Raw genomic sequence first — 24,229 nt, forward strand, 5'->3', positions numbered from 1 at the left:
TTTTGAGCCGCACATCAGGTTGGATCCGAGGTGCATCCGTGAGCACAGTGATGACTTCCAGAAAACGGACGGGGAGCACACCGCCACCCGCGGACCCCGCCCGGGCCCGTAGAACCGGCCGCCGACAGCAGAGGATCGCCTACGTCACGCTCCTCGCCCCGTTCACGGCGCTGCTCGTCGCTGTGTTCCTCGTCCCCGTCGGCTACGCCGTCTACCTCAGCTTCTTCTCAGAGGACCACGACGGCCTCGGCTTCGGCGGCGGCCGCACCATCTTCACCGGACTGCGCAGTTACCTCGCCGTGCTGGAGGACCCGAGCTTCCTATCCGGCTTCGGCTCCATCGCCCTGTACTGCGTGATCTTCGTCCCGCTCGTGGCCGCCGGCGCCCTGGGCCTCGCCCTGCTGCTCGACTCCGGACTGATCCGGCTGCGGCGCACCGCGCAGATGCTGCTCTACCTGCCGCACGCCGTACCCGGCATCATCGCGGCGGTCATCTGGCTGTACCTCTACACACCAGGGCTCAGCCCGGTCATCAAACTCTTCGCCCAGGCCGACATCACCATCGACTTCCTGGGCCTGCACACCGTGCTCCCGTCGATCGTCAACATCGCCCTGTGGAGCGGCCTCGGCTACAACATGGTGATCTTCTACGCCGCACTCCAGGCGCTGCCGCGCGAGGTGCTGGAAGCGGCCCGGATCGACGGGGCGGGAGGCGTGCGCACCGCGCTCCAGGTCAAGGTCCCCATCATCCGGGGATCCGTCCTCATGGTGTGCATGTTCTCCCTCATCGGGGCGCTGCAGCTGTTCACCGAGCCCATGCTGATGAACCAGGCGACGCCGATGGTCAACTCCCGCTTCACACCGAACATGTACATCTACGACGCGGCCTTCCGCCGCAACAACTACGGACTCGCCTCCGCGGCCTCCGTCATCCTCCTCGTCGTCACCTGCGCCCTGTCGTTCGCGGTGACGCGCTGGGCCGGCCGCCGCGAACGGAGCGCGACATGACCACGACGACTCCCACGCCCCCCGCGGCCACATCCGGCCGGCCGCCGACCAAGCCGCTCGACCGCCCCTTCGGCAAGTCCGCGCTGACCAGCCGCGGCTTCGCCAACGCCGTCGTGCTGATCGCCGCCCTCTACACCATGCTGCCCGCCCTGTGGCTGCTGTTCGCGTCCACCAAGAACGCCGACGCCCTCTTCGGCAGCGACATCTTCTCCCTCGGCGACTTCTCCCTCTCCCGCAACCTCTCCGACCTCTTCGCCATGGACGGCGGCCTCTACGGCGAGTGGTACCTCAACAGCCTGCTGTACGCGGTCGTCGGCGCACTGGTCGGTTCCCTCATCAGCGTGTCCGCCGGGTACGCCTTCGACAAGTACGAGTTCCGGCACAAGGAGAAGCTGTTCGGCCTCGTCCTCACCGGCGTCATGGTCCCGCAGACCGTGCTGGCTCTCCCGCTCTACCTCGTGGCCTCCGAGATCGGCCTGGTCAACACCTTCTGGGCGGTCTTCATCCCCGTCCTGTTCAACCCCTTCGGCGTCTACCTCGCCCGTCTGCTCAGCAGCGGCTACGTACCCAACGAGGTGCTGGAGGCGTCCCGGGTGGACGGAGCGGGCGAACTGCAGACGTACGTACGCGTCAGCCTGCGCATGCTGGGCCCCGGCTTCGTCACCGTCTTCCTCTTCCAGCTCACCGCCATCTGGAACAACTTCTTCCTGCCCATGGTCATGCTCTCCGACCAGCACCTGTATCCGCTGAGCCTCGGGCTCTACACCTGGAACAGCTCCGCCACCGTCTCGCCCGAGTACTACCCGCTCGTCGTCATCGGCTCGCTGCTCGCCGTCGTCCCGCTGATCGTCGCGTTCGTCACGCTGCAGCGCTACTGGAAGTCCGGTCTGACCGCCGGAAGCGTCAAGTGATGGGCAAGGAGCGCCAGTTGACCCGTAGGAGCGTCACGTGACCCACCCCGACCACCGGCCCCGTCCACGCCCGCGCGCCGTGCTCGCCATGGCACACAGGACCGCGCGACAGGTCCTCGACACGGACGTACGGGCCCGGCTGGCCGCCCTCACCGACATCGACCCGCAGCTCGTCCTGGACGATCTCACCACCCCCGCCGCCCATCACGCCCTCGCCGACGCCGAGTTGCTCGTCACCGGCTGGGGCTGCCCGCCCATCGACGCGGCGGTACTGGACGCGGCGCCCCGGCTGCGCGCCGTTGTGCACACCGCCGGGACCGTACGCCACCACATCACCGCCGCGTGCTGGGAGCGCGGCCTGGCGGTGTCCTCCGCCGCCGCGGCCAACGCCGTGCCGGTCGCCGAGTACACCCTCGCCATGATCCTGCTCGCCAACAAACGCGTCCTCGACACCGCCCGGGTCTACCGCACCGAGCGCCGCCGCATCGACTGGAACGCACACCATCCCGACGCGGGCAACTACCGCAGAACCGTGGGCATCCTGAGCGCCTCGGTCATCGGACGCCGCGTCATCGACCTGCTCCGCCCGCACGACCTGACCGTGCTGCTCCACGACCCCTACGTCACGGACGCCGAGGCACGCGAACTCGGGGCACAGCCGGTCTCCCTTCCGGAGCTGTTCGCGGTGAGCGACACCGTCAGCGTGCACACGCCGCTGCTGCCCGAGACCCGCGGTCTGGTCAGCCGCGAGCTGCTGGCGCGGCTGCGCACGGGCGGCACGCTCATCAACACCGCGCGCGGAGCCGTCGTCGACCAGGACGCCCTCACCGACGAGGCGGTGGCCGGGCGGCTCCACGCGATCCTCGACGTCACCGAGCCGGAGGTGCTGCCCGCCGACTCGCCGCTGTGGGACTGCCCGGGCATCCTCATCACCCCGCACATCGCCGGCTCGAAGGGCGGAGAGCTGCGCCGCCTCGCCGACCTGGCGCTGGCCGAGGTCGAGTCGTACGCCCTCGGCCGCCCCTTCGCCCACCCCGTACGGCCCGAACACCTGGCCCGCCTCGCCTGACCACCGCAGTCGCCTGAAGGACACCGCCGCAACGAACTGGAGACGTGGTTCCTCCCATGACCGAAAACTCTCTGCCCACGGCCCCCGAGGAAGACCGCACCCTCAGCCCGCACACCGGCTACACCCGCGCCCACTGGGAGGCCACCGCCGACCGGCTGCTCGCCGCGGCCCTCCGCTACGCCACCCCCGGGCACGCCCTGGTCGACCTGCCCGGCCCGCCCTCGAAGTCGGGGGTGCGCTCCGACGGTCTGGAAGGGTTCGCCCGGACGTTCCTGCTCGCCGCGTTCCGCACCGCCGGAGCGTCCGGCAAGGACCCGCACGGCTTCCTGGAGCGCTACACCGCCGGCCTCGCCCGCGGTACCCGCACCCCGGGCCGCGACGACGCCGATTCCTGGCCGGAGATCGGCCACCACGGCATCCAGGGCCAGCCCATGGTGGAGTCCGCCTCCGTGGCCCTCGCTCTGCGGCTGACCGCGCCCTGGACCTGGGACACCCTCCCCGCCGCCGACCAGGACCGTGTCGAGCAGTGGCTGCGTGGCGCGCTGCGGCACACGCCCGCCCCCAACAACTGGTACCTCTTCCCGCTGACCGTGGCGGGATTCCTGGAGTCCGTCGGGCGCGGCGACGCCGAAACACGGCACGCGATCGAACGCGGGCTCGGCCTGCTGAACGGCTGGTACCAGGGCCAGGGCTGGTACTCCGACGGCGACGGCCGGTCCTTCGACCACTACAACGGCTGGGCACTCCACTTCTACCCGCTGCTGCACGCCCACCTCGCCGGAGACCAGGCGCTGCTCGACCAACTCGGCCCACGACTACGCGAGTTCCTGGACGGCTTCGCCCTCCTCTTCGACGCGAACGGCGCGCCCATCCACCACGGACGCTCCCTGACATACCGCTTCGCCGCCGTCACCGCCGTGGCCCTCGGCGCCCTCACCGGCCGGACACCACTCGCCCCCGGCGCCACGCGCCGCATCCTCAGCGGGTCGCTGCGCCACTTCCTCGACCGCGGTGCGCTGACCGCGGACGGTGTCCTGAGCCTCGGCTGGTACGGCCCGCACGAGGCGACCCTCCAGCGCTACTCCGGGCCCGGCTCCCCGTACTGGGCCTCCAAGGGTTTCCTCTCGCTGCTGATCCCGCCCGAGGACGCGGTGTGGACGGCCACCGAGGAGAACGCGCCCTCCGAGGGACGTGACCGTGTCCTCGCCCTGCCCGCACCCGGGCTGCTCATCCAGACCACGGGCGGGGACGGCCTGGCACGCCTGCACAACCACGGCAGCTACAAACTCGACTTCCGGGAGCCGGAGCGCGCCCCCGGCAACCCCCTCTACGCCCGGCTCGCGTACTCCACGCGCACCGGCCCGACCAGCGCCGCCAACACCCCCGACAACCACATCGCGCTGACGGCCCGCGGCACCCGCAGCGCCCGCGCACGCATCCACCCGCTCGCCGCCGGACCCGACTGGCTCGCCTCCTGGCACCGGCCGGTCTTCCCCGAGGCCGGGCCCGTCCTTCCCTCGGCCCGGATCGAGAGCCTGACGCTGGCCCGTGGCAGGCTCGAACTGCGCGTGCACCGTACGGTCGGCGTGCCCGTGGGGACGCCGATCCACCACAGCGGCTGGGCCGTCGCCCTCCCTCCGGGCACCGCCCCCGAGGCCGAACAGACCGTGGAAGTACGGCTCCACGGGCCGGAGACGACGAGTCAACTGCTCGGTCTGTACGGCTGGCAGACGCAGCGCACCGTGCGCGCACCGCAGGGCACGGCGTACGGACCCTGGGCCCTGCTTCCCGAACTCACCGGAACCGTAGGGGCAGACGCGTCGCAGACGGTGTTCGTCGCGCTGGCCTCCCTCACCGGGGAACCCGGCGCGGCCCCGCTCGCCGGGCAGGCCGCCGCCGAGGTGAGCGGCCTCGCCGTCACCGTCAGCTGGGCCGACGGGGCGCGTACCGTCATCGACTTCGGCGCGGACGGTACGAGTGGTACGCATGGCCCGTCGGTCACCGAGGAGCCGGCGTGAACGGCAGGACAGGCGTGACCGGGGTGACGCCGCGGCTGGGGCTGTGTTCCGTCACCCTGCGCCACCTCGACGCGGCCGGGGTCCTTGAGGCCGCGGTCGAGGCGGAGCTGGAGTGCGTGGAGTGGGGCGCCGACGTCCACGTACCGGCGGGTGACGAGGCCGCGGCCGTCCGGGTTCGTGCCGCCACCGAGGAGGCGGGGCTCGCGGTGGCGTCGTACGGCTCGTACTACCGCGCCGGGCGCACCGACCCCGCGGAGTTCGACGGAGTCCTCCGCTCGGCCGTGCTGCTCGGGGCGCCCCGTATCCGGATCTGGGCGGGGGCGACGGGGACCGACGAGACGTCCCCCGAGGAGCGGGCGGCGGTCGTCGAGGACACCCGCCGCGCGGCGACGCTCGCGGCCGACGCCGGTGTCCGGCTGGCCTACGAGTTCCACCGCAACACCCTCACCGACGGCGCCGACCGTACTCTGCGGTTGCTGGCGGAGGTGGAGCATCCCAACGTCCGTACGTACTGGCAGCCGCCGCTCGATGTTCATGACGCGGAGGCGCTCCTCGGCCTCGACACCATGATCGACCGGGTCGCCGCCGTGCACGCCTTCTCGTGGTGGCCCGGGACCACCCGGCATCCGCTCGCCGCCCGTTCCGAACTGTGGGGCGCGGTCCTCGACCACCTGCGTGCGCACGCCGAATCGTTGGACGTCCTCCTGGAGTTCGTCCCCGACAACGACGAGAAGATCCTCGCCCGCGAGGCCCGCACTCTTCGGACCCTGGCGACCCGCGTGCTGTCCGCACCCGACCGATGACGAGGTCGGGCGCACACTCGGCGAAGGCGGAGGCCCAACGCGTCTTCTGCACCTCCGCCTTGTTCAGCATTCGAAGGTGCGAGGAGTCTCGCCGCTTCTACGGCCGCTGCCCCCTGCTCCTGGTAAACGCCAGGAGCAGGGGGCAACGAGGGTGGTTCAGTCCCCGCTCGTCAGCAGGGGCGCGCTGATGAGGTCACGTCGTTGAAGCCCTGGTTCGCCAGGTCGCGGGACCGCCCGCCGGGGCCGATCGTGCGGTGGGATCCTCCGTAGTTGGCGTCGGAGAAGATGCACCAGGTTGTGTTGGTGTTGTTGTACACCGACGAAGCCGCGTCGTTGAAGCCTGCCGGGGCATTCGCCCGCCCCGTGAAGGGGACCCCGCGGCCGCTGTAGTCGGAGTGCTGCCACAGGCAGAAGCGGTTGCTGGGGCAGTCGCCGATAGCGGCCTGGGCTGTTCCGGTCATCAGTCCCGAGAAGGCGATCCCCATGGCGGCGGTCGTGGTGCCGAGGGCGGCGAGCGTCCGCCTCGTGCGGCTCTTGCGCATAGCGTTTGTGTCCTTTTCTCGATGCGGCGTATTTTCCCGTCTCAGGCAGTTTCAGGGGCCGCTGACCAGCGGTGACAGGCCATTCGTTGCTCAGGTTGTGTTCACTGAGGGCGGCTCGGTTCTCCGGGATTTTCCGTTGTACGTTTCGGGGATCACCAAGGGATGACGCCGTCGTCCTCGAAGAACGAGCCGGTCGGCCCGCCGTCGGGCAGCGTGGCGAGCCGGATCGCGGTGGCCGCGCCCTGCTCAGGAGTGCGGGGCCCTTGAAAGCCGGTGAAGTCGGTCGCGACCAGGCCCGGGCAGGCGGCGTTGATCAGGATGTTCGTGTCGGCGAACTGCCGGGCGTACTGCACGGTGACGGCGTTGAGGAACGACTTCGACGGCGCGTAGGCCGCCATGATGGGGCCGATCTCGATGTCCGGGTCGGCCTGCCGGGTCAGGGAGGCGACGGCACTGGAGACGTTGACGATGCGTGGCGACGTCGAGCGCCGCAGCAGCGGCAGCATCGCGTTGGTCACCCGGATGACACCGATGACGTTGGTCTCCACGACCGTGCGGACCACGTCGAGGTCGAGTGTGGTCGGGTCCTGCGCCCACCCGGGCCCCGTCTCTCCTGAGATGCCGGCGTTGTTCACCAGCACGTCCAGGCGCCCCGCCTGCCGTTCGACCAGTTCCGCGGCATCGGTGACGCTCTGGTCGCCGGTCACGTCCAGTGGCACCCCGAACGCGTCCACCCCGGCGGCGCGCAGCTTCTCAACGGCGGTGTCGAGCCGTGCCTCGTCGCGGGCTCCCACGCCCACGAGATACCCGAGGGCGCCAAGACCGGTTGCGATTTCGTACCCGATTCCCTTGTTCGCGCCGGTCACCAGCGCGATCTTCGTTTCGCTCATGCCGTCGATGCTCACTCGCGGACGAGCGGTGCATCCAACACCGATACGGTGCCCTGTCATACCCGGTAGGTATCACTGAACTATGCTGCGGCCGTGGACACCTTGGAGACCCGCGAGTTGAGGTACTTCATCGCCGTGGCCGAGGAACTGCACTTCGGCCGCGCCGCCGAGCGCGTCGGCATGGCCCAGCCACCGCTGTCCCGGGCGATCCAGCAGCTAGAGCGGCGCCTCGGCGTCCTACTGCTGGAACGTAACCGCCGCGGCGTCTCCCTGACCGGTGCCGGAGAGGTACTGCTGCACGAGGGCCGCGCCGCCCTCGACGCGACCGCCGCCGCCGCTCGCCGCACCCGTCGCGCCGGTGGCGCCGACAGTCCGGGCGGCTCCCGCAACCGCCTGGTGCTGGCAGTGAAGGCCGCCGCGTTCCACGAACTGCTGCAGAAGCTCCTCGACGCCTATGCGGCCGAGCCCGACGCCGCCGAGATCGAGGTGCTGCCGAGCGGCACGTGTGAGCAGGAGGCGATGCTGCGCGACGGCCGCGCCGATGTGGCGCTCATGCACGCGCCGTTCAACTCCCTCGCCGGGTTCGACAGCGAGGAACTGCTGACCGAGGGGCAGATCGCCATCCTGCCCGCCGGGCACCCCCTCGCGGCGCGCAGGACTCTGTCCCTGGCAGACGTCAGCGACATCCCCGACCTTCCACTCGCCCGCTGGGCCCGGCACGGCACGTACCCACCCGGCCCGGGCCCCGAGATCCACGACCAGACGCAGCTGGCCCAGCTGATCGCCCTCGGACGCACCGTGGCCGTCTTCCCCGACTCGGCCCGCGCCTGGCTATGGGCCGAGCACACCGCCGTCCCGCTGACCGACGCACCCCCCGTCGTCACCCACATCGCCTGGCCCGCACACAGCCGCTCCCTCGCCCTCGCCGGGCTGATCCGCACGGCCACACAGCTGTGACCCGCTCTTGGTTTTCATGACTGCGCGGGCGTGGCAGGTCACAGCCGGAGGACGATCAGGGCCGTGTCGTCGGTGTTGCCGGTAGCGGGAAGGAGGTCCGCCATCAGGGCGTCGGCCAGGGCCTCGGGGTCGGATTTCCGGTGGCCGGTGAGGGAGTCGGCGAGGCGGGCCAGACCGGCGTCGATGTCCTCGGTGCGGCGTTCGATCAGGCCGTCGGTGTACAGGACCAGGGTGGCGCCTGTGGTGAAGGGCGTGCGGGCCTGGGGCCGGGGCGTGTGTTCGGAGCGGGCGCCCAGTGGCGGGTCGGTGGCCTGGTCGAGGAAGGTCACGGTGCCGTCGGGGTGGAGCAGGACGGGCGGTGGATGGCCGGCGCAGCTGTAGGTGATCGTGTTGCTGTTCCAGTCGATGAAGGTGGTCACGACGGTGGTCGCCTCGGCGCCGTCGACGGATCGGGAGTACAGGCCGAGGGCGTCCAGCGCCTGGGCCGGGCCGTCGGCGACGCGGCAGGCCGCGCTCAGCGCGCTGCGCAGCTGTCCCATGGCACAGGCGGCTGCCAGGCCGTGGCCGACGACGTCGCCGACGGCGACCGCGAGGCGTTCGCCGGGCAGGTCGACCAGGTCGTACCAGTCGCCGCACACGTTCAGGGCGCCGACGGCGGGCCGGTAGCGCACGGCTGCCCCGTGCGACCCGGTCGGACCGGGCGGGGGGAGCATCGCCGCCTGCAGGGCCAGGGCGATCTCGCGTTCGTGGGCGTGCGCCTTGCGGAGGCGTTCGTTGACCTCCTGCAGTTCGCGGGCGCGGGTGTAGAGCTCGGCCTCCAGCACGCGGGCCCGGCTGTCGCCGCCCGGGCCGCCGCGGGCCCGGATGAGTTCGGTGACCTCCTCCACCCGGTGCACGACGAGCTCCACCTTCCCGTCAGGGCCGTGGACGGGTGCGTTGACCGGGCTCCAAAAGTGCTCCTGCCAGTGGCCGGGCCGCTGGGGGTCCTCGATGTCGTAGCGGAGCACCGCCATGGTGTCGCGCTCGCCGCCGGCCACCACCCGCAGCATCGACTCCCGGGTCTCCCGCATCCCGGCCGCGGCCGCGTCGCCCGGGTTCTCGGGGAACACGTCGAAGATGTAGCGGCCCAGCAGCTGCTCGCGGGTGCGCCCGGCCAGCCGCAGGAAGTCCTCGTTGGCGTCGGCGTACACCAGGTCAGGGGTGAGCAGGGCCACCATGCCGGGCAGGGCCCGGAAGACCGCCGCGTAGTCGATCCGCGGTTTCCTCATGTGCTGCCTGCCTCGGCGCCGAGCGTGCCTGTGTCGTTCCACGATAGGAGCGAACACGCTACACGGCCTGGGCACCGTTCTCTCCGGAACCCGGCAGCGCTCCGGCAGCACCGTCGAAGTCCTCCTCGCCGGCCGTGGCCGTCCCGCCGGTTCAGCCCCGGTGTGGTGTCAGGCGCAGGGTCAGGATCTGGAATGGCCGAAGCCGCAGGCGCAGGTCACCGGACTGGGTGACCTCGCAGCCGTCCTGGTCGGCTGTCTGCCGCTCCAGCAGGTCCGTGACGACCGCTGACTCCAGCGTGAAACCGGGGGTCAGTGACGCGCGTACCCGGCCGCCGTGCGCCTCGTAGAGACGGACGACGACATCACCCGAGCGGTCGTCGGCCAGCTTGACCGCCTCCACGACCACCGCCTCCGAGTCCACCGCGACCAACGGCGCCACCTCGGCGGAGCCCGGTACCACCCGCTCCGGCAGGTTCATCCGGTAGCCCTCGCGCACCGCGTCCGCGACCTCCGCGCCGATCACGAAGCCGTACCGCAGCCGGTGCGTGCCCTGGTCGGAGTCGGGGTCGGGGAAGCGAGGCGCGCGGACCAGCGAGAGCCGGACCGTGGTGGTCGTCCCGCCGTCGGGGCGGACGTCCCGGGTGACGTCGTGCCCGTAGGTCGAGTCGTTGACCAGCGCCGCACCCCAGCCGCGTTCGCCCACGTGCAGGAAGCGGTGCGCGCAGATCTCGAACTTCGCCGCGTCCCAGCTGGTGTTGGTGTGCGTGGGACGGTCGACGTGCCCGAACGGGATCTCGGCCGTGGAGTGTGCGGCACGCACGTCCAGCGGGAAGGCCGCCTTGAGCAGCTTCTCCTTCTCGTGCCAGTCCACGACCGTATCGATGTCCAGCCGCCGGGTCCCCTCGCGCAGCGACAGCGTCTGTGTGATCCGTGAGTCCCCGAAGGACCGCACCACCCGTACGCCCTCGTCGGTCGCGGTGACCTCGTCCGCGTCGGTGAGGTCGCGGACGGTGTTGCGGTAGAAGGCGTCGATGTCCCAGGCGTCCCACTCGTTGGGGAAGTCCTGGTGCAGCTGGAGGAGGTTGGCCGCCGCGCCGGGCGCCAGGGCCTCGCGGTCCGCGTCGCGGTCGTACGCCGAGGTGACCAGACCGCGCCCGTCGACGACCACCCGGACCAGCCCGTTGTCCAGCACGAAGCCGTCGCCCTCGGCGACCGGCGCGAGGGGCGCGGCGGACGTGCGGCGCGTGGAGCCGCCCAGCGCGGGCACGCCGGCTCGCGCGTGCGGTGCCGCGTTGAAGGCGACCTCGCCACCGCCTTCGGCCGGACCGGCCAGTGCCGCCTGCGCCCGCCCGATCAGCGTCCCCAGCTCCTCGGCCAGCTCCGCGTACGTCTCCTCCGCTTCCCGGTGCACCCACGCGATGGAGGAGCCGGGCAGGATGTCGTGGAACTGGTGCAGCAGCACCGTCTTCCACAGCCGGTCCAGCTCCTCGTACGGATAGGGGGCGCCCTCCGCGACGGCCGCCGTGGCCGCCCACAGTTCCGCCTCGCGCAGCAGGTGCTCGCTGCGCCGGTTGCCCTGCTTGCCGGCGAGCTGGCTGGTGAGCGTGCCCCGGTGGAACTCCAGGTACAGCTCGCCCGACCACACCGGGGCGTCGGGGTATTCGGCGTGCGCCTTCTCGAAGAAGTCGGCGGGCCTTTCGATCTCGATCCGCGGCGAGCCCTCCAGGTCCTTCAGTCGTGCCGCCCGCGAGAGCATCTCCCGGGTGGGACCGCCGCCCCCGTCGCCGTAGCCGAACGGGACCATGGAGCGGTTGGCGGCCCCCTTGTCCTGGAAGTTGCGGACGCTGTGGGCGAGTTCACCGCCGGACAGGTCGGCGTTGTAGGTGTCGACGGGCGGGAAGTGGCTGAAGATCCGGGTGCCGTCGATGCCCTCCCACCAGAAGGTGTGGTGCGGGAACTTGTTGGTGGTGTTCCAGGAGATCTTCTGCGTGAGGAACCAGCGCACCCCGGCCAGCTTCATCAGCTGCGGCAGCGCCGCGTTGTAGCCGAAGGTGTCGGGCAGCCACATCTCCTCGGTCTCCACGCCGAACTCGTCGAGGTAGAACCGCTTGCCGTGCACGAACTGCCGGGCCAGCGCCTCACCGCCGGTGATGTTGGTGTCGGGCTCCACCCACAGGCTCCCGGTGGGCAGGAACTGGCCGCTCTTGACCTTCTCCTGGGCCCGCGCCCACACCTCGGGGCGCTGCTCCTTCAGCCAGGCGAGCTGCTGTGCCTGGGACATCACGAACTTGAACTCCGGGTGGTCGTCCATGAGTTGCGTGACATTGGAGACCGTGCGCGCCACCTTGCGGACCGTCTCGCGCAGCGGCCACAGCCAGGCGGTGTCGATGTGGGCGTGGCCGACGGCGGAGATCCGGTGGGCGCTGGCGGTTGCCGGAGCGGTGAGGGCGGGGGCGAGCACGGCCCGTGCGGCGCTCGCGCTGCCGCCGATGTCCTGGAGGTCGATGGCGTCCAGGGAGCGGCCGATGGTCTTCAGCAACTGCCAGCGCCGGGACGACTCCAGGGGGAGTTCCCGCATGAGCTGGCCCAGCACCTCCAGGTCCTGGACGAGTTCGTAGACCTCGGTGTCGAAGACGGCCAGGTCCATCCGGCGCAGCCGGTAGCGGGGTTCGCCGGTCGGGGCGTTCTCGTCGTGCAGCCAGGAGGCGCGGGCGCCCACCGGGGTGGGCCCGAAGGACAGTTCGCCGGGGCCGGTGTGCATGACGACCGGGTTGGCGGCGGCCTCGATGTACGCGGTGAACTCCTCGCCGCCCTCGGCGTTCCGGGTGACGGGCAGCCAGGTGTTGCGCGGGTTGAGGGCCTTCACGGCGGTGCCGTCGGGCCGGTAGACCAGCCCTTCGGTGGAGAAGCCGGGCTCGGTGGTGCCGAAGCCCAGATCGAGGACGGCCTCGACGGTGAGCCCCGCCCACTCGGCGGGCACGGTCCCGCTGATCCGGAACCAGCTGGTGGACCAGGCGGGACCCCAGTGGTCGCCGACGCGGGCCGGCCGGTAGTCGGCGGCCAGGCCCTCGGCGACCGGGACCGGCTCGCCGGGGACGTTCCATATCCCGACCGTCAGCGGGACCGACCGGGCGTGCACGGCAGGCTTGACGCGCTGGTTGAGCACCCTGTCGAGCCGCTTCTCGATCACTTCGCGGTCGCTGTGCATGGCTGTCTTCTCCGTTACGGGGAGTGGGGGGCGAAGAGCCCGATCGGGGCGTCAGTCTTGGTGGCGCGGGTCTTCAAAGGCGCAGGCTGGTCAGCCCTTCACCGCGCCACCGAGTGCGAATCCGCCGCCGAGCCTGCGGGCCAGCAGCAGGTAGAGCATGACGACGGGGATGGAGTAGATGATCGAGAACGCGGAGAGCTGCCCGTACTGGGTCTGGTCGTGCGCGCTCAGGAAGTTGAAGACGCTGACCGAGGCGGGCAGCTTGGCCGGGTCGAGCAGCAGGATGAAGGGGACGAAGAAGTTCCCCCACATGCCGATGAAGGTGAAGATCGTCACCACGGTCACGCCCGGTCCCATCAGGGGGAGGATGACCCGCCACAGCACGGTCATGGTGCCGGCGCCGTCGATCCGGGCCGCCTCCTCCAGCACGATCGGTACCCCGTCCATGAAGTTCTTCATCAGCCAGATGCCGAACGGCAGCGCGGAGGCGGCCAGGAACAGGGTGGTGCCGAGCATCGAGTCGATCAGGTTGACCTGCACGAACATGCTGTAGACGGGGATCATCACGGCCGTGATGGGCAGTCCGGTGGAGAAGAGAATCGTGTAGAGGAAGGGCCGCCGCAGCCGGGAGCGGTATCGCGACAGCGGATAGGCCGCCAGGATCGAGCAGACCACGCAGATCAGCGTGCCGCCGCCGGACAGCAGCAGCCCGTTGATCATCGGCAGGTAGGTGGTGTCCCAGTTGAGCACCCGGTCGAAGTTGTCGAAGGTCGGCGTGCCGACGGACAGCTTGAAGCTGGCGTGCGAGTTGACCGAGGCGAGCAGCATCCACAGCAGGGGGACGACGTAGAGCACCGAGATCACCAGCAGGACGATGTTCACCGCGATCCTGCTCCCGGCGGCGCGGCCTTCGCGGGACCCGCTGAAGATGCCGCGCCGGGCGGGCGTCCGGCCGGTGCCCCTGCTCTTCACGGGGCTCTCCCCGGCAACGGCCGTACGGCGTACGGTCCGGTCGGCGGGGACTGCCGCGTTGGCCGGCCGGTCCGCGGAGCCGGCGGCGGTGTCGGTGGTGGCCATCAGTCCTTCTCCAGCTTCAGCATCCGGATGTACACGACGGAGAAGAGCGCGCCCACCACCAGCAGCACCAGCGCGATGGCGGTCCCGTAGCCGATCAGGCTGTTCTGGAAGGCCTGCTGGTACATGAAGATGGGCAGGGTCTGGCTCTTGTTGCCCGGTCCGCCCCGGGTCATCGCGTAGATCAGCCCGAAGACCGACAGGGTCTGGAGGGTGATCAGCATCAGGTTGGTCATGATGGAGCCGCGGATCACCGGCAGGGTCACCCGCCACAGCCGCTGCCAGGCGTTGGCGCCGTCCATCTCCGCGGCCTCCACCAGCTCCTGGGGCACGTCGTTGAGCGCGGCGGAGTAGACCATCATCGAGAACGCCGTGCCGCGCCACACGTTGGCGAGACACGTGGCCAGGATCGGCATGGTGTACAGCCAGTTCTGCTCCGGCAGGTGCAGCGCCGACAGCAGTGCGTTGAGGGAGCCCTGCTGGAAGAAGAAGGCGTACATCAGATAGCCGGCGACGATCTCCGGCAGCACCCAGGCGGCGATGACGACGGTGCTGGCCAGGGACCGCACCGGTTTGGCGGCCTTCTGGAGCAGCACGGCCAGGGCCAGCCCGAGGGTGTTCTGCCCGATGACCGCCGAGCCGACCACGAACACCAGGGTCAGGACGACCGCGTTGACGAAGTTCGGATCGTCGAAGGCGCGGGTGAAGTTGTCGAGGCCGACGAAGTCGGTCGAGGCCGCGCCGGTCAACTGCATGTTGGTGAACGCGTAGTACACGCAGTAGGCGATGGGCCCCGCCAGGAAGACGGCGAGCAGCACGGCCGAGGGCAGCAGGGGCAGGCCGCGCAGCAGCCCCCGCGTCCCGCGGTCGCGGCCGGTTCCGGTGGGGCGGCGACGCCCGCCGCGGTGCTTGCGGAGGGCGCCCGTGCCCGCTTGGGTCAGTCCACTCACTGCGAGCCCTTGACCGTGTTGTCGCCACCGACCGCGGTCTTGACATCGTTGTCGTACGTGTCTGCGGCCTTGGACACCGACGACTGGTCGGTGGTCACCGACTCCATTGCCTTCTGGATGGCGGTGGACACCTGTGTGTAGGCGGGCAGTCCGGGCCGGTAGTGGGTGTCGGCGACCAGCGAGGTCATGAACTCGTTCGTGGGAAGCGCCTTCAGGTACGTCTCGTCGGCGGCCACGTCCTTGCGTACGGCGATGGTCGCGTTCGTCGCGTTCCACTCGGCGGAGGCGGTCTTCGTCTCCAGCGACTCGATGAACTTCCATGCCAGGTCGGGGTTCTTGGCCTTCGCCGGAATCGACCAGGCCCAGCCACCGGACATGCTGACCCTGCCGGGTGCCTGGCCGTTCTGGGTGGGCATGGCGGCGGTGGCCATGGTGGACTCCCACTCGGGCCACGGCTTGCTGCCGGTGCGGATCCAGTTGTTGGGCATCCACGAGCCGTCGATGTCGATGGCGAGCTTGCCCGCGGGGATCATCTCGGTGCCCACCGTGGCGCCGATGTTCGCGCCGAGTGCCTGCTCGGGGGCGGGGCCGAGCTTCTCGTCGTAGACGGTGTGCACGAACTGGAGCGAGTCCTTGAAGCCCGCGCTGCCGACGACCCACTTCTTCTTGTCGGCGTCGTACAGCGAGTTGCCGGCCGCCGGGGTGCCGTAGAGCAGCATCTCGAAGCCCTGCATGCTGGACTGCTCGCCGCCGGCGGTGCCGGTGTAGAGGTTCATCGGGGTGACTCCGGGCAGCTCCGACTTGATCGTGCGGGCCGCCTTCAGGACGTCGTCCCACGTCTTGGGCTGCCACGGCACGGCGATCCCGGCCTTGGCGAACAGCTTTTTGTTGTACCAGATCCCACGGGTGTCGGTGTTGTCGGGAACGCCGTACGTCTTGCCGTCGCTCGCGGAGGTGACCGCGGCCTTCGAGGCGTCCGCGAACTGGCTCCAGTCCGACCACTTGGCGGTGTACTCGTCGAGCGGCTTGAGGTAGCCGCTGGCGATGTCCGAGTTGATGGTGGCGGTGTCCTCGTAGACCAGGTCGGGGGCGGTCGAGGGGGAGCGCATCATCAACTGGAGCTTGGTGTAGTAGTCGTTGGACGACGCCGTGACCGGTACCAGCTCGACCTTCGTGCCGGGGTTGGCCTTCTCGAACGCCTTGACCATCGGGGTCAGGAAGGTCTGCTGGACCTTGTTGCTGTTGTTGAGCTGCTGCTGGTAGACGACTTTGATCGTCTTGCTGGAGCTGCCCGACGACGATCCGCCGCAGGCCGTCGCCACGAGGGCGATCGCGGAGACACCGACACCGGTGACGAGAAATCTGTTGCGCACAGTGATCCTCCGTGGAGAAACCCGATCCGGACGCGTGAGGGGCACAGAGATGACCAATGTGGACATTCTTTCCCAACCGGGCTCTTTTGCCTCGGCTCGCCGGAGTTCAGATAAATCCATTGGATGGATTAAGTCAACGCTTCGGCCATGTAAACTTCCGCCACGATCAAGGGGGTTTCATGGAGGAGGCGGTATGCGGTGAGCGTGATGCCTTACGGGCGGGAGCACGCGGTGAAGACGTCATGAACCGGCGCTCCGCCCAGGGCCGGCCCCAGGGCGGCACCAACCTCCCGCGCGTGGGCGACTACAACCAGGCCGTCGTCCTCGACGCGATCCGCACCCGGGGACCGGTGAGCCGCGTCGAGCTCGCCCCGCTGACCGGGCTCACCAACCAGACCGTCTCCAACGTGGTCCGCCGCCTCCTCGACGCCGGACTCGTCACCGAGACCGGCCACGCCCCCTCCAGCGGCGGCAAACGACGTACGCTCCTGTCGCCGCGCGCGGACGGGGCGTACGCCATCGGCATCCACCTGGACCCCGACAGCGCCATGATCGTCGTGGTGGACCTGATCGGCACCGTCCAGGCCAGCCGCACCGTGCGGCTCGCCGACCCCGGGGACCCGGCCGCCGTCGTCGAGCAGACCGTCCGTGCCGCACGCCGCCTCACCGTGCGCGCGGAGATCGATCCGGCCCGGCTCCTGGGCACCGGCATCGCCGCCCCCGGCCCCATCGACGGCCGCACCGGCGAGGTGCTCTCGCCGCCCAACCTGCCCGACTGGGGCGACGTACCGCTGCGCGCGATGTACGAGACCGCCACGGGCATGCCCGTCGCCCTCGACAACGACGCCACGGCCGCCGCGATAGGGGAGCGCTGGATCGGCGGCAAGGCGCGGGCCGGCAGCTTCCTCTTCCTCTACATGGGCACCGGCATCGGCGCGGGGATCGTACTCAACAACACGGTCCTGCACGGCGATTCCGGCAACGCCGGGGAGTTCGCGCACATGGCCGTCGAACCCGGCGACCGGGTCTGCCCCTGCGGGAGTCACAGCTGTCTCGGCCCGTACGTCCATCCGAGCGCCATCATCGACGACCTGCTCCAGCAGTACGGGCCGGCCGCCGCGGCCCTCGGTATCACCGGAGTCGCCGACGACCTGCACACCGACTGGAAGCTCCTGCGCCGCGCGGTCCGCGGCCGGTCCCCCGACCCGTCCGCGCTCGACGTCGTCCGCACCGCCGCCCGCCGTCTGGGCCAGGCCGCCCGAGGCGCGGTGAGCATGCTCGACGTCCCCCTCGTCGTCCTCGGCGGCGAGGCCCTGCACGGCATCGAACACGCCCTGCGCGAGGAGATCGACCTGGCCGTCAACAGCGTCACGATCGGGCGAGGGCCGCGTGGGGTCGCCGTCGAGTCCAGCGTCATCGGTGACACGGTGGGTGCGGTGGGCGCCGCGTCGCTGGTCCTGCACGGGAACTACGCGCCGGGGTGGGGCATGCTCACCGACTGATCCCGGTACCGGGTGGGTGTCCGCGACCGCTCGGATCCGCCCCTGCCGTCTGGTCGCCGTCCGACCGGCGTTGGCGAAAGTCGCGGGGAGCGGCCAGAGGTCCGGCGACCACACCGACGACCACCTCGGTCGTGTTTATGTACGAGTTGGACATAGAACCCCCGCCCGGGGCTCCCGCCGACGGCCGTTCGGCGGCGGGAGTCCCGGGCTCAGGTGGTGGGAATCGTGCAGTGCTCGGCAGCGGTCGGTGTCACTTGCCGAGGACGGAGCCGTTGGCGCGGAAGTGATCGCAGCCCCCACAGCGGAATCGGATCGGGCAGCGCCGGCCGCCGGCCGCGACGTTCGAGGGCTCCGAGCAGACGCCGTAGGGGGCACTGACCTCACCGATTGCTCTGCGGACGTGCTCGGAGTCCAGCATGGCCGGTCTTCCTCGGCCCGGCGCGAGCTGCTCGTGCGTAGGAGTCCTGATGCGGACGTCGGATGGCTTGCGTCAGTTGGCTTCCCCCAGGTAGCTCAGGCCTTGGCGGAAGTCATCGAGGGCGGGCCCGAACTCGCCGGCGGCGGTGTGGAACGTCGATCGGTCTATCAGGATCTTGGCCAGTGTCGGGGCCCCGTCTGCCGGGTGGTGCTGGGTCAGCCGACGCGCCAGACCCACCCCGTCATCGAACAGGGGGCGCACTCGCTCGGCGAACAGATGGGTGCGGTGCTCCCAGTAGACGGCGGAGCGGACGGTGAGGACCCGGTGCAGCCGGACCAGTTCGGCCAGGTGCTGGTCCGGATCCTCGGTGGCTCGCGGAGCAAGGGTGTCGACCTCCTCGCGCAGAGCGATACGGCTGTCGAAGTAGTGCCGCTTGGCATCGGGGGACCACCGCATGACCGTCGTCCCCGAAGGCGGACGTGGTCCACCGGACGTCGGCTGCTCGCTGTCGGCATCGGAGAAGGAAAGCAGCACCGCCCAATAGGACGCCTGATAGCCACTCCAGGACGTGCGCTCACCGGTGGCGGCCAACTCCGTCAACACGGCGAGTGCCTCTTGGCGTGCGGCGGCCGCCTGCTCGCCTCGGCCGCAGGTGTCGAGCATCTGTGCGTACCCGATCAACGAGTAGAGATGGCAGGCCATCGACCCGCGGTCGTTCGTGGCCTCGACCGCTTCCATGCTGACGAGCGTCTCGAACGCGACGAGTGCTTCACCGGACCGGCCGGCGTCATGGAGAGCGGCGATCCACTCCAGGTGTGACCAGGCGAGCGACCCCTCGCCGAGCCCGTTGGGCCGGATCGCCGCGATCCGTTCGGTCAGGGCATCGGCAGCCTCGGCATAGCGGCCTTCCTCGGAGAGACCGGCAGCCCAGATACTCAGCCCCTTGACTGCGGGGTCTCCGGACAGTTCGGCCTGCGCACGGCCGATGGCGAGCATCTCGGCGCGCATGGCGAGCCCTTCGGCGCGCCGACCCAAGGTGTACAGCTCTCTCTGGCAGCTGTCGAGTGCGTCGTACAGAACATCCGCACGGGCAGGTTCGGCCGGATCGATGGCCCGCGCCGCGGCCACCGCCTCCTCGCACAGCGCGAGACAGGCGGGATGCCATGTGCCGGTGCTGGTGTCGTAGCTCAGGCGTTGCAGGGCTTCGACCAGGCGGGGCAGATAGGCGGCGGGGCTGACCTGGGCGAGCACCCGGTAGGCGTCGACTTCCTCACGTGGAGTGCGGCGTCCCGACGCCAGGAGTATGTTCCGTGCCCGCAAGATGTCGTCCTGATCGACTTTCCCCGAGTGATTCATAGCGGAGATTCTGGGTGTCTCGGCGAGGGCCGAACAAGCCTGGCGGCCTGTGCCGTTCGTCCTACGCAAACACCCTCTGACCTGTCATGATGGGTGTGTCATCACTTCTCCGGGGTTATCGGTGAGTCCGGCTGCCGGAAGCTGCGCAATGGCTCGGTCCGGCGGGGCAGGTGCCGTGCGCCGCCGGCGGGGCGATCTGCGCGGTCAGGCGCCGGTCAGCGTTGCCGATACGTCGTCCGTCTCCCTGAGGGAGGCCGACAGGGCGCGGGCCTCGTGTTCGGTCATCCGGGGGGTGTCGTACGGCACGGCGTTGACCCAACGCTGAGTCAGCCGGGCGATCCGCTCGCCGTACCGCTCCGCGGTGATCAGGTCGCCGCGTGATCCGGCGTCCTCCGGCCCCAGGTCGGCGTGGCTCTGGCTCATCAGACCCAGCCACGAGCCCAGCCGGTTCACATCGTCGCGGGAGCCACCGCTCCAGTTGTTGCCCGGCATGTCGCCCACGCCGATCCACTGCATGCCCATCTGCGCGCCGAAGACCGCCAGTTGCTCCAGTACCGTCAGCTTGTCGCCGCTCTGCGAGGCGGACATGGTGAACGCTCCGGCCAGCTTGTCCTTCCACGCCTGTGTGGTGAACGGCGTGAACGCCGCCTCCATGAACGCCTTGAACACCGCCGACACACTGCCCATCAGCGTCGGACTGCCGAAGACGATCGCGTCAGAGCGCTCGAGCAGCGCCAGGACTTCGGCATCGTGCCAACGGCCCGCGATGACGTCCTCGGGCCGTATCTCGACGAGATGCACCCGGGCGCCCGGCACCAGGCGTGCCCCGTTGGCGAGGTGCTCGGCCAGGACCCGGGTGTGCCCGTGCACCGAGTGGTAGACCACCGTCACTGTGGCCATCGGTGCATCGTGCTCACGGGCAACGTCGTTGGCTGTCATGTGTCTTCGCTACTTCCGGTCGTGGAGAAATCCCTGCTTGCCCACCCATCACAGCCTGCGTACGGCACGGCATCAACGCCGAACTTCGGCACCCAGCGATCGGTCACGCCGATCAATCGCGTTAGCCTGGTCCCGTGGACAGGATGGAACTGGAAGCATTTGTCGCGGTCGCCGAAGAACTCCACTTCGGCCGCGCCGCCGCGCGCCTGCACCGGGGCCAACCCACCGTCAGCGACGCCGTCAGGCGCCTTGAGAGCACTTTGGGCGGGCGGCTGTTCCACCGCACCAGCCGCCGGGTGTCCCTGACCGATCTCGGCGAAGCGCTGCTGCCCGACGCCCACGCGACCCTGGCCCAGCTGCGCCGCTTCAAGCAGCGCGGACGCTCCCTGGCCGCCGGCGACCGGACCGGCACCACCCTCGTCGTCGCCCACGCCGAATACACCGGCCACCAACGGCTGTTGCGCTGCCTGCCGCAACTGCGGCGTCGTTTCCCCGACGTGACGATCGTGCCGGAGGCCATGCCGACCACGGCCCAGCTCACCGCCCTGCGGGCTCAGGCGATCGGCCTGGGCATCGGCTGGGCGACCGGCGACCTCGCCGGAGTGACCGCGAGGGTGCTGTCCACCGAGAGGTTCATGGCTCTCGTACCCGCGGCCCACCCCCTCGCCGGGCACGCCGAGTTGAGTGCGTCCGAGCTGTCCACCACCGGCCTGCTCACCTGGCCCCACCAGATCAACAGCGGCCTCTGCGACCGGCTCCTGTCCGCCTTCCACATCGGCGGAGCCGACCTGCGCATCATCAGAACCGCCGACAGCGTGCACGCCATCGCCGCGCATGTCGCCGCGGGAACGGGCATCGGCATCACCGTCGAATCCGCACTCGACCACCAGCCATCCGGCCTGCGCATCATCCCCCTCACCGGCCCCTCGACCACCGCCGACCAGGTCATCCTCACCCCCGCCGAGCCGTCGGACAGTGCCACCGCACTGCGCGACCTGCTGCTGCACGCCTCGGCAGAGCCGCCCTCCACCGACCACTGAGCGGATTGCATCGCGAAGTGGCGAAGTGGCTCAGCGATGGGTGAGTTCCGCCGCGTAGGCGGCTGATGACGTAGACAGGTAGTTCCGAGGCGATCTCGATCAGTTGCGGCCTCCGGTGTTGTCACGCCTCATCGACATTTCCGACCCGAGTGATCGCTACATGCTGGGCACTCGCCGCGCAAAACCCATCAAAGGGCACCTGCGCCGAGCCGTCGACCATGTCATCCTACCTATCTCTCCAACTACCCTCTCTGTCCGCCCCGTTGACAGCGAAGCGAGTCCCCTTAATCATCAGACATCCGATGAATTGGAGCCGCTCATGGGTACGTATCCGAGACGTCAGGTCCTGGGCGCCGCGGCCGGAGTCGCCGCCACGGCAGCCCTTCCCCTCACCTCAGCGACCGCCGCACACGCCGCCGAACCCCTTGCCGAGCACGCCGGGCCGTGGGCTCCCGTCCCCGACCCGGTCCCTGTCCCGCTCGACACCCTCTACGACAACGACGGCATCGACACCGCCTCCGCACGGGGCGGCGACTTCGACGGCTCGGGCTACACGTTCCCGGGGGAGGAACTTCCGACGGGCCGTGTCGAAGTAGACGGCGTGCCCTTCGACTTCCCGGCCTCGGCCGATGGCGCGAAGAACAACGTCGTCGCACTCGGCCAGCGCGCCGAACTGCCCAAGGGCCGCTACCTCTCGGCCGTCTTCCTCACCGCGGGCAGCTACGGCAACGCCTCCGGCACGGTTACGGTCCACTACACGGACGGTTCGACCACGACCGCCACCCTCGGCGGGGCCGACTGGTACTCCGCGGGCGGATCTCTGTCGGTGCCGTACCGCTACGGACCGGACGGCACCAGGGACGAACACCGTGTGGGGATCGGCACGTCCGAGCTGTGGCTCGACCCGCAGCGCGACGCCGTGGCGATCACGCTCCCGGTGACCAACCCGGCGGAGGCGAACAAGGCGTCGCTCCACGTGTTCGCGCTGTCCCTGCAACCTGCCGCTCAGGGGCGCGCGTTGGCTCTGCGCGGGGCCCGGTCCACCAACTCGCTCCTGGAGTCGTCCGGCGCCCAGAGCATCGAAGCCACCGTCGTCAACGCGGGGACGGTCGCCGTACTGGCCGCGGACGACGTGTCGGTACGCGTCGAGGTTCCGGGAGCCCGCACCGTCGAGGCCGCTCGCGTCCGCCGTCTGGACCCCGGCGAGCAGGCCCGCGTCCGCGTGGGCATCCGCAACCGGGCCGGCACCGCCCCCGGCACGACCCGGGACGGCTCGGTGACCGTCACCGGACGCGGATCCCAAGCCGCCGCGCAGAAAGGCCGGTTGACCCTCGGAGTCGCCGACTACCAGCCCACCGCGGCTTCTCTCGCCGGCCACCAGGCGCCGTACTGGTTCCAGGGAGCCAAGTTCGGCATCTTCATCCACTGGGGCGTCTACTCGGTGCCGGCCTGGTCGCCGGTCGGCAAGCAGTACGCCGAGTGGTACTGGAACCACATGCAGGACCCCGCGAACGCCGTCCACGGGTACCACCGCGAGAAGTACGGCGAGAACTTCGCCTACGACGACTTCATCCCGATGTTCACGGCGGAGAAGTTCGATCCGCGCGCCTGGGTCGAACTGTTCCGGGACGCGGGCGCGGAGTACCACGTGCTGACCTCGAAGCACCACGAAGGCTTCGCCCTGTGGGACACGAAGGTCTCCGACCGCAACTCCGTGAAGATGGGCCCGAAACGGGACCTCGTCAAGGAACTCTTCGACGCGTCCCGCCGCTACACACCCGAACTCCACCGCGGGCTCTACTTCTCCATGCCCGAGTGGTTCAACCCGGACAATCCCTGGATGGGCCATGCCCCGCGCAATCCGTACACCCAGGCGCCGGAGCCGTACACGGGCTACACCTCGGGCAAGGACTTCGTGAAGGACTACCAGGCCCCGCAGATGCTGGAGCTGATCCAGGGCTACGACCCGGAGCTCATCTGGTGTGACATCGGCGGCGCCAACGACAGCCTGAACGTCCTCGCCGACTACTTCAACCACGCCAAGAACCGCGCCCGGCCCATCGAGGTCACCGTCAACGACCGTGCGGGCATCGCCTTCCACGACTTCACCACGCCCGAGTACACGACATACGACAACACGGTCGTCGCCAAGTGGGAGTCCAGCCGCGGCCTGGACCCCTTCAGCTACGGCTACAACCAGGCGACACCGGACGACGCCTACATGTCGACCGAACAGGTGGTGCACAGTCTCGTCGACATCGTCTCCAAGAACGGCAACTTCCTCCTCGACATCGGCCCGCGTGCCGATGGCACCATCCCCGAGATCATGCAGACCCGGCTGCGCGAGACAGGCCGCTGGCTGCGCACCAACGGAGAGGCGATCCACGACACCACGTACTGGTCGCGGATGGCCGAACTGGGCGAGGACCTGCGGTTCACCATCCGCCCGGACGAGGCCTTCTACATCCACTCCCTGGCCAAGCCGGGCGCCAAACTCACCGTCGAAGCACCCATCCCGATCCGCAGCGGCGACAAGGTGACGATGCTGGGCCACGGCCGGCCCCTGACCTGGACCCTCAGCAACGGGGCGCTGGTGATCGACGTCCCCGAAGCCGCACGCAAGGCGGGGCGGCATGCGTGGGTCTTCAAAGTGCACTGGCGTGCCTGAGACCCGACGGACACCCTGAGCACGACCGGTGGTCGCGACGGCATGACGCCGCTCGCGACACCGGTTCCTCAACTTCCTCAACGGATGCTGATGCGGTACGTCATCGGGGCACGCCCCGTGATCAGGACACGCACGGTGTCGGCCCCGCGGGACTCATCGGCCCCTGCGGGACTCACCGGAGTGCGCGAGGCGTGTCGTGCTCGGTGCCCCGGGCGGAGGCGAAGCCGAGACGGCGT

At 69.9% G+C, this 24,229-nt stretch carries 19 protein-coding genes; 9 read left to right on the plus strand and 10 right to left on the minus strand.

Annotation, left to right across the window (positions count from 1 at the left end):
- Positions 1 to 50: 50 nt before the first annotated feature.
- From AB0I18_RS06440 to AB0I18_RS06460, 5 genes are all read left to right on the plus strand, one after another.
- Positions 51 to 1,007, plus strand: a complete 957-nt coding sequence (locus AB0I18_RS06440; protein ID WP_363104295.1) for a sugar ABC transporter permease — start codon at positions 51 to 53, stop codon at positions 1,005 to 1,007.
- Positions 1,004 to 1,918: a carbohydrate ABC transporter permease gene (locus AB0I18_RS06445; RefSeq protein WP_363104226.1), complete on the plus strand. Its 915-nt coding sequence runs from the start codon at positions 1,004 to 1,006 to the stop codon at positions 1,916 to 1,918. Before AB0I18_RS06440 ends, AB0I18_RS06445 begins: the two co-directional genes overlap by 4 nt.
- An 88-nt stretch (positions 1,919 to 2,006) precedes the next feature.
- Positions 2,007 to 2,987 carry a hydroxyacid dehydrogenase gene (locus AB0I18_RS06450; protein WP_363104296.1) on the plus strand — a complete coding sequence of 327 codons (981 nt, stop codon included), beginning with the start codon at positions 2,007 to 2,009 and terminating at the stop codon, positions 2,985 to 2,987.
- Positions 2,988 to 3,043: 56 nt separating this feature from the next.
- On the plus strand, positions 3,044 to 5,005 hold the full coding sequence (locus tag AB0I18_RS06455) for a DUF2264 domain-containing protein (protein WP_363104227.1): 1,962 nt from the start codon (positions 3,044 to 3,046) through the stop codon (positions 5,003 to 5,005).
- Entirely contained in the window at positions 5,002 to 5,808 is an 807-nt protein-coding gene (locus AB0I18_RS06460; protein ID WP_363104229.1) for a TIM barrel protein, read from the plus strand. Before AB0I18_RS06455 ends, AB0I18_RS06460 begins: the two co-directional genes overlap by 4 nt.
- Before the next feature lie 170 nt (positions 5,809 to 5,978).
- Here the strand turns inward: AB0I18_RS06460 and AB0I18_RS06465 are convergent, their stop codons facing one another.
- Complete coding sequence (locus AB0I18_RS06465; protein ID WP_363104230.1) at positions 5,979 to 6,350, minus strand: peptidase inhibitor family I36 protein; 372 nt, start codon at positions 6,348 to 6,350, stop codon at positions 5,979 to 5,981.
- A 152-nt stretch (positions 6,351 to 6,502) separates the two neighbouring features.
- Positions 6,503 to 7,240, minus strand: coding sequence for an SDR family oxidoreductase (locus tag AB0I18_RS06470; RefSeq protein WP_363104231.1), 738 nt, complete (start codon positions 7,238 to 7,240; stop codon positions 6,503 to 6,505).
- 93 nt (positions 7,241 to 7,333) lie between these two features.
- Between AB0I18_RS06470 and AB0I18_RS06475 the strand changes: the two genes are divergently transcribed.
- A complete protein-coding gene (locus tag AB0I18_RS06475; protein WP_363104232.1) occupies positions 7,334 to 8,197 on the plus strand; it encodes a LysR family transcriptional regulator in 864 nt (287 codons plus the stop codon).
- Positions 8,198 to 8,235: 38 nt separating this feature from the next.
- Here the strand turns inward: AB0I18_RS06475 and AB0I18_RS06480 are convergent, their stop codons facing one another.
- The 5 genes from AB0I18_RS06480 to AB0I18_RS06500 all read right to left on the minus strand — a co-directional run bounded on the left by AB0I18_RS06480 (position 8,236) and on the right by AB0I18_RS06500 (position 16,070).
- On the minus strand, positions 8,236 to 9,465 hold the full coding sequence (locus AB0I18_RS06480; RefSeq protein WP_363104233.1) for a SpoIIE family protein phosphatase: 1,230 nt from the start codon (positions 9,463 to 9,465) through the stop codon (positions 8,236 to 8,238).
- Between the two features lie 151 nt (positions 9,466 to 9,616).
- Entirely contained in the window at positions 9,617 to 12,673 is a 3,057-nt protein-coding gene (locus AB0I18_RS06485) for a glycoside hydrolase family 38 C-terminal domain-containing protein (protein WP_363104234.1), read from the minus strand.
- Positions 12,674 to 12,763: 90 nt separating this feature from the next.
- Positions 12,764 to 13,750, minus strand: a complete 987-nt coding sequence (locus AB0I18_RS06490) for a carbohydrate ABC transporter permease (RefSeq protein WP_363104235.1) — start codon at positions 13,748 to 13,750, stop codon at positions 12,764 to 12,766.
- A complete protein-coding gene (locus AB0I18_RS06495; RefSeq protein WP_363104297.1) occupies positions 13,750 to 14,598 on the minus strand; it encodes a sugar ABC transporter permease in 849 nt (282 codons plus the stop codon). The genes AB0I18_RS06490 and AB0I18_RS06495 overlap by 1 nt, the downstream gene beginning before the upstream one ends.
- 95 nt (positions 14,599 to 14,693) lie before the next feature.
- Entirely contained in the window at positions 14,694 to 16,070 is a 1,377-nt protein-coding gene (locus AB0I18_RS06500) for an extracellular solute-binding protein (RefSeq protein WP_363104236.1), read from the minus strand.
- 242 nt (positions 16,071 to 16,312) lie between these two features.
- Between AB0I18_RS06500 and AB0I18_RS06505 the strand changes: the two genes are divergently transcribed.
- Positions 16,313 to 17,572, plus strand: a complete 1,260-nt coding sequence (locus AB0I18_RS06505) for an ROK family transcriptional regulator (RefSeq protein WP_363104237.1) — start codon at positions 16,313 to 16,315, stop codon at positions 17,570 to 17,572.
- A 250-nt stretch (positions 17,573 to 17,822) separates the two neighbouring features.
- Here the strand turns inward: AB0I18_RS06505 and AB0I18_RS06510 are convergent, their stop codons facing one another.
- The 3 genes from AB0I18_RS06510 to AB0I18_RS06520 form a co-directional block, all read right to left on the minus strand.
- Entirely contained in the window at positions 17,823 to 17,990 is a 168-nt protein-coding gene (locus AB0I18_RS06510) for a hypothetical protein (protein ID WP_363104238.1), read from the minus strand.
- Positions 17,991 to 18,062: 72 nt separating this feature from the next.
- Positions 18,063 to 19,346, minus strand: coding sequence for a hypothetical protein (locus tag AB0I18_RS06515; protein WP_363104239.1), 1,284 nt, complete (start codon positions 19,344 to 19,346; stop codon positions 18,063 to 18,065).
- Positions 19,347 to 19,550: 204 nt separating this feature from the next.
- Positions 19,551 to 20,246 carry a flavodoxin family protein gene (locus AB0I18_RS06520; protein ID WP_363104240.1) on the minus strand — a complete coding sequence of 232 codons (696 nt, stop codon included), beginning with the start codon at positions 20,244 to 20,246 and terminating at the stop codon, positions 19,551 to 19,553.
- A gap of 182 nt (positions 20,247 to 20,428) precedes the next feature.
- Here AB0I18_RS06520 and AB0I18_RS06525 point away from each other — a divergent pair, with 182 nt between their 5' ends.
- Together AB0I18_RS06525 and AB0I18_RS06530 are read left to right on the plus strand one after the other, a co-directional pair.
- The gene (locus tag AB0I18_RS06525) at positions 20,429 to 21,325 is read left to right on the plus strand and encodes a LysR family transcriptional regulator (RefSeq protein WP_363104298.1); all 897 of its coding nucleotides are present in this window, start codon (positions 20,429 to 20,431) and stop codon (positions 21,323 to 21,325) included.
- Between the two features lie 319 nt (positions 21,326 to 21,644).
- The gene (locus AB0I18_RS06530) at positions 21,645 to 23,993 is read left to right on the plus strand and encodes an alpha-L-fucosidase (protein ID WP_363104241.1); all 2,349 of its coding nucleotides are present in this window, start codon (positions 21,645 to 21,647) and stop codon (positions 23,991 to 23,993) included.
- The last annotated feature ends 236 nt before the right edge of the window (positions 23,994 to 24,229 follow it).

The organism is Streptomyces sp. NPDC050704, assembly GCF_040654355.1.
Taxonomy (GTDB): Bacteria; Actinomycetota; Actinomycetes; order Streptomycetales; family Streptomycetaceae; genus Streptomyces.